This window comes from Pseudomonas sp. MUP55, assembly GCF_034043515.1.
Taxonomy (GTDB): domain Bacteria; phylum Pseudomonadota; class Gammaproteobacteria; order Pseudomonadales; family Pseudomonadaceae; genus Aquipseudomonas.
Map to the genome: position 1 here is coordinate 433,109 of NZ_CP138214.1, position 12,415 is coordinate 445,523.

Here is a 12,415-nt window from a genome sequence, read left to right on the forward strand (position 1 = left end):
ACATCTACATGGCTGATACACCGCAATCGGGGGCAAGCCCCCTCCCACATGGGTTCTTTGGTGGGTCGGAAATCGAGGTCAGCCCTCGTCGCCTTCGTCGTCATCCCCGCCGTCGACCTTCATCCCCAGCTCCTTGATCTTGCGCGTCAGGGTATTGCGCCCCCAACCCAGCAGCACGGCGGCATCGCGACGGCGCCCAGCGGTATGCTTGAGGGCGGTCTCGATCATGATCCGCTCGAACGCCGGCACGGCGCTGTCCAGCAGGTTCGACTGGCCGCGTGCCAGGGCCTGGTCGGCCCATTGGCGCAATGCCTGTTCCCAGTTGGTGACCGGGGCCGAATCCTGAGGCAGGCTCAGCAGCTCCGGCGGCAGGTCGCTGATGTGCACTTCACGCCCGGACGCCATTACGGTGATCCAGCGGCAGGTGTTCTCCAACTGGCGCACGTTGCCGGGCCACGGCAGGTTTTTCAGGTATTCCTCGGTCTCGCTTTTGAGCAGCTTCGGCTCTACGGCCAGCTCCAGGGCAGCGCGGCTGAGGAAGTGACGGGCGAGGGTGGGAATGTCTTCGCGGCGGTCCGACATGCGTGGAATGTGGATGCGGATCACGTTGAGGCGGTGGAACAAGTCTTCACGGAACTTGCCGGCGTGCACCAGGGTTTCGAGGTTCTGGTGGGTCGCCGCAATGATGCGTACATCGACCTTGACCGGCGTATGCCCGCCGACGCGATAGAACTCGCCATCGGCCAGCACCCGCAACAGGCGGGTCTGGGTGTCGGCCGGCATGTCGCCGATTTCATCCAGAAACAAGGTGCCGCCGTCGGCCTGCTCAAAGCGCCCGCGACGCAGGTTGGCCGCGCCGGTGAAGGCGCCTTTTTCATGGCCGAACAGCTCGGACTCCATCAAGTCCTTGGGAATGGCCGCCATGTTCAGTGCGATAAACGGCGAGGCCGCCCGAGGGCTGTGACGGTGCAGGGCATGGGCGACCAGCTCTTTACCGGTGCCCGACTCGCCGTTGATCAGCACGGTGATGTTGGAGTGGCTCAAGCGCCCGATGGCGCGAAACACTTCCTGCATGGCCGGCGCTTCACCGATGATTTCCGGGGTGCGGGTCAGCGTCGGCGGCGCCTCCTGGTTCTGCTGTTCCTGGGCGTGCTGGTTGGCGCGCTTGACCAGCGCCACCGCCTCATCCACATCGAACGGCTTGGGCAGGTACTCAAAGGCGCCGCCCTGGTATGACGCGACAGCGCTGTCCAGGTCCGAGTGCGCCGTCATGATGATCACCGGCAGGCGCGGGTGCTGCTCGCGGATACGCGCCAGCAAGTCCAGGCCGCTGGCGCCGGGCATGCGGATATCGGAAATGATCACGTCCGGCTGCTGGCGAGCCAGGCGGCTCATCACGCCGTCGGCGCTGTCGAAGCTCTGGGTGGTCATGCCTTCCTGTTGCAAGGCTTTCTCCAGGACCCAGCGGATAGAACGGTCGTCGTCGACGATCCAGACAGTTTCACTACGGCTCATGTCGTGGGGGCTCCTTGTTCCAATGGCAGGAAGATCGAGAACGTGGTGTGGCCGGGATGGCTCTCACATTCGATCAGGCCCTGATGCTGGCTGATGATGTTCTGAGTAATGGCCAGGCCCAGCCCGGTACCGTCCGGGCGGCCGCTGACCATGGGGAAGAAGATGGTTTCCTGCAGCTCCGCAGGAATGCCCGGGCCGTTGTCGATGATCTCGACCTTGGTCACCAGACGATGGCGCACATGGCCGATGGTGAACTGGCGAAGGGCGCGGGTGCGCAGGCTGATGCGGCCCAGGCGCAGCTCGTTCTGGCTGCTGATGGCCTGCATGGCGTTGCGCACGATATTGAGCACCGCCTGGATCATCTGCTCGCGGTCGATCAATACATCGGGAATGCTCGGGTCATAGTCACGCACCAGGGTGATGCAACCCTGGCTTTCGGCTTCGACCAGTTGGCAGACGCGCTCCAGCACCTCGTGCACATTGGTCATGGCCAGGGACGGCAGCTTGTTGGAGCCGAGCATGCGGTCCACCAGGTTACGCAGGCGGTCGGCTTCTTCAATGATGACATTCGTGTAGTCCTTGAGATGCTCTTCCGGCAGCTCGCGGGCCAGCAACTGTGCCGCGCCGCGAATACCGCCCAGCGGGTTCTTGATCTCATGGGCCAGGCCGCGCACCAGCATCTTGCTGGTTTCCTGCTTGGACAGCTGCGCCTCTTCCTTGGTGATGCGCAGCAGGCGGTCTCGAGGGTGCACTTCGAGCAGCAGCAGGGTCGCGCCATTGCTCAGGATCGGCGTCACGGCGTAATCGACGGTCAACGTCTGGCCCGTCAGGGCGGTGAGCATCGCCTCGCGCTTGGTGAACGGGTGTGCCTGCTCCACGGCCTGGCGCAACGAGCTCAAGGCTTCGGCCGACTCGGTGAACAATTCGCTGATGAACTGCCCATGGCTGCGCTGGCCGCTGATGGCCAGGAGCATCTCCGCCGCCGGGTTCATGTACTCAAGGCGCAGGTCGGCATTGAGCAGGATGGTCGCGGTGGTCAGGTTGTCGAGTAACAAACGGTGCAGTGCATCACTGATGGTCATCAGGACCTCTTTTGGAGCAAGGCGCAGGCTTGAGGCACACGCTGATACAAGGAAAATGCAAAAACCAAACCAAGGCTCCGAAAAGAAGCGTCAAAGCCCTGAAATAAGCAGTTTTGGCGCGAAACTGTGGCGTTCTGCCAGCTTTGTCGTGAGGATTCGAACCAAAATGGGCTGGACAGGTGAGGAGGGTGCAGTCTCTCGCACCAATATAGTGCAGTTTGAGGCGGTCTGTTCAGGAAGCTGAATGCGCCCACATCCGATGTGTGAGCAACTGTCGTGATGACCCTACGATCGTTCCCACGCTCCTGCGTGGGAATGTAGCCCGTGACGCTCTGCGTCACCCGTGTGCAATTGCCGAAACTGGTAGCGGTGGCGGAACGCGGAGCGTCCCAAGGGGCATTCCCACGCAGAGCGTGGGAACGATCAAAGAGACAGTCCTGAATACATGCAATCAAATGTGGGAGGGGGCTTGCCCCCGATGACGGAGTGTCATTCGACATTTACATGCCTGATCCACCGCTATCGGGGGCAAGCCCCCTCCCACAATTTTTGATTGGGTTTGCAGGCGTTAACCTTTGTAGATGCACAGCTCGGCGGTGGCGCGGATCATTGCCAGTTGGCGCAGCGGGTCATTCAATGGCTCATGCACGGCTTCGGCGAGCCATTGGGGGCACTTGGGGTCGGTGCGCTGAGGGGTGAAGTCGGCCAACTGCTGCAGCAGGCGTTTTTGCAGCTCGTCCAGTTGCGGGCGGATCTGCTTGACCAGGTCCGGGCGCGGGTCATCGGGCGCCTTGCCCTGGAATTGCCAGTCGGACAGGTGGGTGTACTGCACCAGTTTGTTGGCTTCGATCTGCGCCGAGAAAAACTGTTCGGCGGCGGCGGGGTCCAGCTTGTAGCCGGGTGCCTGGGCGATGACGCTGGCGATCACCTCCTGCTCGCGCTTCTTGTCTTCTACGGGCTTGTGGCTGTCCCATTTGCTCAAGGCCACCTGATCGGCGATCTCCAGGCGCTCGGCGATGCTGTTGAGCAGCGGCTCGAGGGTGGGCGGTGCGGCGCAGGCGCCGGCACTGACGAACAGCAGGGCGAACACGAGTCTATGTTTCAATGCAGATCTCCTGTGGGAGGGGGCTTGCTCCCGATGGCGGTGTGTCAGTAGTACCTATGCTGCCTGACACTCTGCCATCGGGAGCGAGCCCCCTCCCACATTTTTATCGGGTTTGCAGGCGGTAAAGCGGCGTAATCCCACAAAAAAAGGCCTCCCGAAGGAGGCCTTTTTCGTCACGCTACGTCAAGCAGCGCTACCGGATCAGCAGCTGTAGTACAGCTCGTATTCCAGTGGGTGTACGAAGGTGCGAACCTTGATTTCTTCTTCGCTTTTGAGCTCGATGTAGGCATCGATGAAGTCGTCGCTGAACACGCCGCCTTTGGTCAGGAACGCACGGCCCTTGTCCAGCTCTTCCAGGGCTTCTTTCAGGCTGCCGCACACTTGTGGGATCTCTTTGGCCTCTTCAGGCGGCAGGTCGTACAAGTTCTTGTCGGCGGCATCGCCCGGGTGGATCTTGTTCTGGATACCGTCCAGGCCAGCCATAACCAGGGCTGCGAACGCCAGGTATGGGTTGGCTGCCGGGTCCGGGAAGCGCGCTTCGATACGACGGGCGCGTGGGCTGGACACGTATGGAATACGGATCGAAGCCGAACGGTTACGGGCCGAGTAGGCCAGCATGACCGGCGCTTCGAAACCTGGGACCAGACGCTTGTAGGAGTTGGTCGACGGGTTGGTGAAGCCGTTCAGGGCCTTACCGTGCTTGATGATACCGCCGATGAAGTACAGGGCAGTGTCGGACAGGCCGGCATAACCTTCGCCAGCGAAGGTGTTCTTGCCTTCTTTGGCGATGGACAGGTGAACGTGCATACCCGAACCGTTATCGCCGTACAGCGGCTTAGGCATGAAGGTAGCGGTACGGCCGTAGGCATCAGCCACGTTGTGTACGCAGTACTTCAGGGTCTGTACTTCGTCAGCCTTGGCCACCAGGGTGTTGAACTTCACACCGATTTCGTTCTGGCCAGCAGTGGCCACTTCGTGGTGGTGAACTTCGATGACCAGGCCCATTTCTTCCATGGCGTTGCACATGGAGGTACGGATTTCGTGGTCATGGTCGAATGGCGGAACTGGGAAGTAGCCACCTTTGATACCTGGACGGTGGCCCTTGTTGCCGCCTTCCACGTCCTGGTCGGACATCCACGAACCTTGTTCGGAGAAGATCTTGAACATGGAGCCGGAGATGTCGGACTTGAACTTGACCGAATCAAAGATGAAGAATTCTGGCTCTGGGCCTACGAATACGGTGTCGCCGATACCGGTCGACTTCAGGTATTCCTCGGCACGCTTGGCGATCGCACGTGGGTCGCGGTCGTAGCCTTGCATGGTCGAAGGCTCGATCACGTCGCAGACGATGATCAGGGTTGGGTCTTCGGTGAACGGGTCTAGGACGGCAGTGCTGTCGTCCGGCATCAGGATCATGTCGGAGGCTTCGATGCCTTTCCAGCCAGCGATGGAGGAACCGTCGAACATCTTGCCTTCTTCGAAGAAAGCATCATCCAGCGCGTCGCGAGCCGGCATGGTCACGTGGTGCTGAGTACCTTTGGTGTCCGTGAAGCGCAGATCAATCCATTTAACGTCATGATCTTTGATGAGTTGAACCGACTTCGACATGGTGTCCTCCGGGTGGCTTCGGGCTAGGGTAGTGGAGTTAGCCCTTAGAATTTGGGTGATGCCGGCGCGGATACTCCGCCAAGGCAACCTGCCTCACAAGAGAGCAAATTGCATGCCAGTGCGCCAACATGGCCTTTTTGCCTCAAAATGGCCCCTATAACGGTGCAATCGGCCAAAGCGCGATAAATAGCGCACTGCAATGTAGCGTTATTCGGCGCAAATGACCCGTTTTGGTGCGTTGCACAGGTGATGCATATTAACTGGTTAAACCTTGAGCGATTTCCGCTATAATCCGCGCCCCCCTTTTTCAGCAGGCCCGGCGCGCGCTGTTTCCATGAAATTAATCGTTAAAGTCTTCCCCGAGATCACCATCAAAAGCCGACCGGTACGGACGCGTTTCATCCGTCAGTTGGCCAAGAACATCCGTGCCGTGCTCCGTGACCTGGACCCGGCTGTGGTGGTGAATGGCGTGTGGGACAACCTCGAGCTGGAAACCCGCCTGACCGACGCCAAAGCCTTGAAGGACATGACCGAACGCCTGAGTTGCATGCCGGGCATCGCGCATTTCCTGCAGGTGGACGAATACCCGCTGGGCGACTTCGACGACATCACCGACAAGTGCAGGCAGCACTTCGGTGACGCGCTGGCCGGCAAGATTTTTTCGGTGCGCTGCAAGCGTGCCGGCAAGCACCCGTTCAGCTCCATGGATGTGGAAAAATACGTCGGCAGCAAGCTGCGTCGCGAGTGCGGTGCCGCCGGAATTTCCCTGAAAGCACCCGAAATCGAAGTTCGCATGGAAATTCGCGACCAACGGTTGTTCGTGATCCACAGCCAGCACAACAGCATCGGCGGCTACCCGCTGGGCGCCCTGGAGCAGACCCTGGTGCTGATGTCCGGCGGTTTCGATTCGACCGTGGCGGCTTACCAGATCATGCGTCGCGGCCTGATGAGCCACTTCTGCTTCTTCAACCTGGGCGGGCGTGCACACGAATTGGGCGTGATGGAAGTCGCGCACTTTATCTGGAAGAAGTACGGCAGCTCCCAACGCGTGCTATTTGTGAGCGTACCGTTCGAGGAAGTGCTGGGCGAAATTCTCGGCAAAGTCGATAACGGTCATATGGGCGTCGTATTGAAGCGTATGATGTTGCGCGCGGCGTCGCGAATTGCCGATCAGTTGCAGATCGACGCGCTGGTGACCGGCGAGGCGATCTCCCAGGTGTCCAGCCAGACGCTGCCGAACCTGTCGATCATCGATTGCGTCACCGAGAAACTGGTGTTGCGCCCGCTGATCGCCAGCCACAAGCAGGACATCATTGATCAGGCCGAGCAGATCGGCACCGCCGATTTTGCCAAGCATATGCCTGAATACTGCGGGGTCATTTCGGTGAACCCCAAGACCCACGCCAAGCGTCACCGCGTGGAGCATGAAGAGAAAGAATTCGACATGGCGATTCTGGAGCGTGCGCTCGAGAACGCCAAACTGGTGCCAATCGATCGAGTGATCGACGAATTGGGCCAGGATGTGCAGATCGAAGAAGTCGACGAAGCCCTGGCCGGCCAGATCGTCATCGACATCCGTCACCCGGATGCCGCTGAGGATGAGCCGCTGGAAATCGCCGGCATCGACGTACAAACGCTGCCGTTCTATGCATTGAACGCGCGTTTCAAGGAACTGGATAACAGCCGTCAGTACCTGTTGTATTGCGACAAAGGCGTGATGAGTCGCCTGCATGCCCACCATTTGCTCAGTGAGGGGCATGCCAATGTGCGCGTTTATCGACCGAGCTAAGAGCCCGGGGCTGTTTGCCTGTGGCCTGCGTCACCGGCCCCCCGACTCTGCCGTCAAGCTGTAACGGCAAGGCCTGACTCTACTGTAAATCGCTGCCACGACCTGTCAGCACACCGAATCCTCTGATCGAGATACACAAGTGATCGAAAATCTACGTAACATCGCCATCATTGCTCACGTTGACCATGGTAAAACCACCCTGGTAGACAAACTCCTGCGTCAATCCGGCACCCTGGAGCGCAACGAGCTCAACGACGAGCGCGTGATGGACTCCAACGACCAGGAAAAAGAGCGCGGTATTACCATCCTGGCAAAAAACACCGCTATCAACTGGAACGGCTATCACATCAACATCGTGGATACCCCGGGCCACGCCGACTTCGGCGGCGAAGTAGAACGCGTAATGTCGATGGTTGACTCCGTTCTGCTGCTGGTTGACGCTCAAGACGGCCCTATGCCGCAAACCCGTTTCGTGACCAAGAAGGCTTTCGAAGCCGGCCTGCGTCCGATCGTGTGCATCAACAAGGTTGACCGTCCAGGCGCGCGTCCGGACTGGGTTCTGGACCAGATCTTCGACCTGTTCGACAACCTGGGTGCCACCGAAGAACAGCTGGACTTCAAAGTCGTCTACGCCTCGGCCCTGAACGGCATTGCCGGTCTGGAACACACCGACATGGCTGAAGACATGACCCCGCTGTACCAGTCGATCGTCGACAACGTACCGGCGCCTAAAGTTGACCGTGACGGCCCGTTCCAGATGCAAATCTCGGCACTGGACTACAACAGCTTCCTGGGTGTTATCGGCGTTGGCCGTATCGCTCGTGGTAGCGTCAAGCCGAACACCCCGGTTGTCGCCATCGGCGCCGACGGCAAGAAGCGTAACGGCCGTATCCTGAAGCTGATGGGCCACCACGGCCTGCACCGCATCGACGTCGAAGAAGCCTTCGCCGGCGACATCGTGTGCGTCAGCGGCATGGACTCGCTGTTCATCTCCGACACCCTGTGCCAGCCGGACAACGTCGAGGCGATGAAGCCTCTGACCGTTGACGAGCCAACCGTTTCCATGACCTTCCAGGTAAACGACTCGCCATTCTGCGGTAAAGAAGGCAAGTTCGTGACCTCCCGTAACATCAAGGAGCGTCTGGACAAAGAGCTGCTGTACAACGTTGCTCTGCGCGTTGAAGAAGGCGACTCGGCTGACAAGTTCAAGGTCTCCGGCCGTGGTGAGCTGCACCTCTCGGTACTGATCGAAACCATGCGTCGCGAAGGCTTCGAAATGGGTGTTGGTCGTCCGGAAGTGATCATCCGTCAGGTTGACGGCGTGAAGCAGGAACCGTTCGAAAACGTCACCATCGACACCCCTGAAGAATCCCAGGGCAAGGTCATGGAAGAGATGGGCCTGCGTAAGGGCGACCTGACCAACATGGTGCCGGATGGCAAAGGCCGTGTACGTCTGGAATACAACATCCCTGCTCGTGGTCTGATCGGTTTCCGTAACCAGTTCCTGACCCTGACCAACGGTGCTGGCATCCTGACCTCGATCTTCGATCGCTACGACACCATGAAGTCCGGCGACATGTCCGGCCGTCAGAACGGTGTTCTGGTATCGGTAGAAACCGGCAAGGCACTGACCTACTCCCTGGAAACCCTCCAGGCGCGTGGCAAGCTGTTCGTTGAACACGGTCAAGAGATCTACAACGGTCAGATCGTTGGTCTGAACAGCCGTGACAACGACATGGGCGTCAACCCAACCAAAGGCAAGAAGCTCGACAACATGCGTGCTTCGGGCAAAGACGAAACCATCGCTCTGGTTCCACCTGTTCGCTTCACCCTGGAACAGGCCCTGGAATTCATCCAGGACGACGAGCTGTGCGAAGTAACGCCGAAGTCGATCCGTCTGCGTAAGAAAATCCTGGACGAAGGCGAGCGTACCCGCGCTGCCAAGAAAGCCAAGAACTGAGTTAACTCAGGCTGAATGAAAAACGCCCCCGGTCGAAAGGCCGGGGGCGTTTTTTTATGTCTGCAGATTTAGTAGTGACTGTGCCGGCCCTATCGGGGGCAAGCCCCCTCCCACCTTGACCTGTGAATACATTCAAAATGTGGGAGGGGGCTTGCCCCCGATGAGGCCCGAGAGAGCCCCACAAAATCCGGATCAGAACTTGTCGAGGGTCTTGAAATTAGTCTCGCGCACCACTTCCTTGGGCTTGTACGCGCAATACCCCGGTCGTGGCCCGATTTTCGGGTGGTTGCGGCAGGTATCCGGACGTTTGTCATAAATAGTGCAAAAGCGCGTCTTACGATCCAGGTACAGGCAGTCGGTGTTGCTCATGCGCTGCAGGGTAAAAATCTCGGATTTGGAATTGAAGCGCTCGACGATGCCTTCCTTCTGCAAGCGCTTGGCGATGTTCTTCGGCGGGTCGCCGCGCTCGAACTCGTCGACGATGCCGATGCGGATCAGGTCCTTGATCTTCACTTCGACCGGCAGCGTGCAGCAGCTGGACACGCAGCCACCGCACATATGGGCAGAATATTTCTGCCAGGTCTCGAGACGGTCGAGTTCCGCGGCGGCGATCAGTTGAGGCTTCATCGGGGTTCCAAAAGGTGGGGCTGTGTCCGGGCGCGCGATCATACCGGGATTGGTGTTTTTTTGAACAATATTTTCTGAGTTTCGGTCAGAAGGTGCTTGCCGTTGAGCAGTTGGGTTCAAAACAGGCACGGCCAATGCATTAAACCCCGATAAAGGTAAATGCGTTAAAAAACTGCCGAACCAGACAGGTCACCGTCTGTCAGACCGTCTAGGCTCTAGCAACTCCTTCTATCTCGCCCGAGGTCGCAATTGATGTCTCAGGAACCACTTGCACGAGAAGCAGAGGTAGCCGCATTTCGCGATGCCGTCTTGACCAAACTCACCTACGCGGTGGGCAAGGACCCGGATCACGCCTTCGACCACGACTGGTTCGAAGCCATTGCCCTGGCCGCACGCGACCAGATGGTCGACCACTGGATGGACCATACGCGGCGGATCTACCGCAAAGGCCAGAAACGGGTCTATTACCTCTCGCTCGAATTTCTTATCGGCCGCTTGCTCTACGACAGCCTGAGTAATCTCGGTGTGCTGGAGATCGCTCGCGATGCCTTGTCTGAACTGGGCGTCGACCTTGAGCGCATCCGCCTGCTGGAGCCCGACGCGGCGCTCGGCAACGGTGGCCTGGGCCGCCTGGCCGCGTGCTTTATGGAAAGCATGTCGACCCTGGGCATCGCCGGTCACGGTTATGGCATCCGTTACGAGCACGGCCTGTTCCGCCAGGCGATTGTCGATGGCTGGCAACAGGAGCAAACCGAACGCTGGCTGGATTTCGGCAACCCGTGGGAGTTCGAGCGCGCCGAGGTGATCTACCCGATCGGCTTTGGCGGCAGCGTGGAAACCCTGGCGGACGCGTCCGGCAAGATGATCCAGGTGTGGTCGCCCAGCGAAACCGTACGTGCGGTGGCCTACGACACTCCGGTAGTCGGCTGGCGCGGCGCCAGTGTCAACACCCTGCGCCTGTGGCGTGCCCGGGCGGTGGAAGACCTGCACCTGGAGCGCTTCAACGCCGGTGACCACCTGGGCGCCGTGGCCGAGGTGGCCCGCGCTGAAAGCATTTCCCGCGTGCTCTACCCGGCCGACAGCACCGAAGCCGGGCAGGAACTGCGCCTGCGCCAGGAATACTTCTTCGTTTCGGCCTCGTTGCAAGACTTGCTGCGCCGTCACAAGAACATGCACGGCTCGGTGCTCAGCCTGGGCGAACACGCGGCTATCCAGCTCAACGATACCCACCCGTCCATCGCCGTGGCCGAGTTGATGCGCCAGTTGGTCGACCTGCACGACATCCCGTGGGAAGCCGCGTGGGACGTTACCGTCGAAACCCTTTCCTACACCAACCACACCTTGCTGCCCGAGGCGTTGGAAACCTGGCCTGTGGGCTTGATGGAGCGCATGCTGCCCCGGCACATGCAGATCATCTACCTGATCAACGCCCAGCACATCGACTCGCTGCGCGCCAAAGGCATTCATGACTTTGACGTGCTGCGCGCCGTGTCGTTGATCGAAGAAGACAATGGCCGACGTGTGCGCATGGGCAACCTGGCATTCCTCGGCTCCCACAGCGTCAACGGCGTGTCCGGCCTGCACACCCAACTGATGCGCAGCACGGTGTTTTCCGAACTGCATAAGCTCTACCCGGAGCGCATCAACAACAAAACCAACGGCATCACCTTCCGCCGCTGGCTGTACCAGGCCAACCCCAAACTCACCGATATGCTGGTGGACGCGCTGGGGCCGGACATTCTCGACACCATGGAAACCCGCCTGGGCGAGCTGGAAACTTTCGCCGAGAAACAAACCTTCCGCAAAGCCTTCGCCGACCAACGCCTGCACAGCAAGCGTGCGCTGGCCGAGATCATCCATGAGCGCCTGGGCATTTCGGTGAACCCGGCGGCGATGTTCGACGTGCAGGTCAAGCGTATCCACGAGTACAAGCGCCAGTTGCTCAACCTGCTGCACACCGTGGCGCTGTATCAGGCGATCCGGGCCGAGCCGGAGGTCGATTGGGTGCCGCGGGTGAAAATCTTCGCCGGCAAGGCCGCGGCGAGTTATCACCAGGCCAAGCTGATCATCAAGCTGACCAACGACATCGCCCGCACCGTCAACAACGACCCGACCGTGCGCGGCTTGCTCAAGGTGGTGTTCCTGCCTAACTACAACGTCAGCCTGGCGGAAAGCATCATTCCGGCGGCTGACTTGTCGGAGCAGATCTCTACCGCCGGTTTCGAGGCGTCGGGCACCAGTAACATGAAGTTCGGCCTCAACGGCGCGCTGACCATCGGTACCATGGACGGCGCCAACGTGGAGATGCACGAGCGCGTGGGTGCAGAGCACATGTTCATCTTTGGCCTCAGCGCCCAGCAGGTAGAGGCTCGCAAGCATGCCGGCGAGTTCAATGCCGGGCCGGATATCGCCGCATCCCATCGCTTGAACGATGTGTTGCAAGCGATCCGTGGCGGGGTGTTCTCGCCAGATGATCCGGGCCGTTATGTGGGCTTGATCGACGGGCTGATCGACTACGACCGCTTCCTGGTGTGCGCTGACTTCGACGCCTACTGGGATGCCCAGGCGCGGGTCGAGGCGCATTGGCATGATTCCAAGGCGTGGTGGCGCTCGGCGGTGCTGAATACGGCGCGCATGGGCTGGTTCTCCTCGGACAGGACGATCCGCGAGTACGCCACCGAGATCTGGAAAGCGCTCGATTAAACACCGCAGTAAAAAGTGGGGGCTTG

The 12,415-nt window shown here is 59.7% G+C and carries 8 protein-coding genes; 3 read left to right on the plus strand and 5 right to left on the minus strand.

What is annotated here, in order from left to right; all coding sequences use genetic code 11:
• Nucleotides 1–78: 78 nt before the first annotated feature.
• The 4 genes from ntrC to glnA all read right to left on the minus strand — a co-directional run bounded on the left by ntrC (nt 79) and on the right by glnA (nt 5,310).
• Complete coding sequence (gene ntrC / locus SC318_RS01840; RefSeq protein WP_320429411.1) at nt 79–1,515, minus strand: nitrogen regulation protein NR(I); 1,437 nt, start codon at nt 1,513–1,515, stop codon at nt 79–81.
• Nucleotides 1,512–2,597 carry a nitrogen regulation protein NR(II) gene (glnL, locus tag SC318_RS01845; protein ID WP_005783937.1) on the minus strand — a complete coding sequence of 362 codons (1,086 nt, stop codon included), beginning with the start codon at nt 2,595–2,597 and terminating at the stop codon, nt 1,512–1,514. Before glnL ends, ntrC begins: the two co-directional genes overlap by 4 nt.
• A 568-nt stretch (nt 2,598–3,165) precedes the next feature.
• The gene (locus tag SC318_RS01850; RefSeq protein WP_320431177.1) at nt 3,166–3,750 is read right to left on the minus strand and encodes a chorismate mutase; all 585 of its coding nucleotides are present in this window, start codon (nt 3,748–3,750) and stop codon (nt 3,166–3,168) included.
• Nucleotides 3,751–3,903: 153 nt separating this feature from the next.
• Nucleotides 3,904–5,310 (minus strand): glutamate--ammonia ligase, encoded by a 1,407-nt coding sequence (gene glnA, locus SC318_RS01855; RefSeq protein ID WP_024072899.1) that lies wholly within the window; start codon nt 5,308–5,310, stop codon nt 3,904–3,906.
• Between the two features lie 334 nt (nt 5,311–5,644).
• Here glnA and thiI point away from each other — a divergent pair, with 334 nt between their 5' ends.
• On the plus strand, nt 5,645–7,099 hold the full coding sequence (gene thiI / locus SC318_RS01860; protein WP_320429412.1) for a tRNA uracil 4-sulfurtransferase ThiI: 1,455 nt from the start codon (nt 5,645–5,647) through the stop codon (nt 7,097–7,099).
• Between the two features lie 139 nt (nt 7,100–7,238).
• A complete protein-coding gene (gene typA / locus SC318_RS01865; protein WP_032890153.1) occupies nt 7,239–9,059 on the plus strand; it encodes a translational GTPase TypA in 1,821 nt (606 codons plus the stop codon).
• A gap of 192 nt (nt 9,060–9,251) precedes the next feature.
• Here the strand turns inward: typA and SC318_RS01870 are convergent, their stop codons facing one another.
• Nucleotides 9,252–9,686 carry a YkgJ family cysteine cluster protein gene (locus SC318_RS01870; RefSeq protein ID WP_320429413.1) on the minus strand — a complete coding sequence of 145 codons (435 nt, stop codon included), beginning with the start codon at nt 9,684–9,686 and terminating at the stop codon, nt 9,252–9,254.
• Between the two features lie 252 nt (nt 9,687–9,938).
• On the opposite strand from SC318_RS01870, the gene SC318_RS01875 reads away from it, so the two are divergent.
• Nucleotides 9,939–12,389: a glycogen/starch/alpha-glucan phosphorylase gene (locus SC318_RS01875; RefSeq protein ID WP_320429414.1), complete on the plus strand. Its 2,451-nt coding sequence runs from the start codon at nt 9,939–9,941 to the stop codon at nt 12,387–12,389.
• Nucleotides 12,390–12,415: the final 26 nt, after the last annotated feature.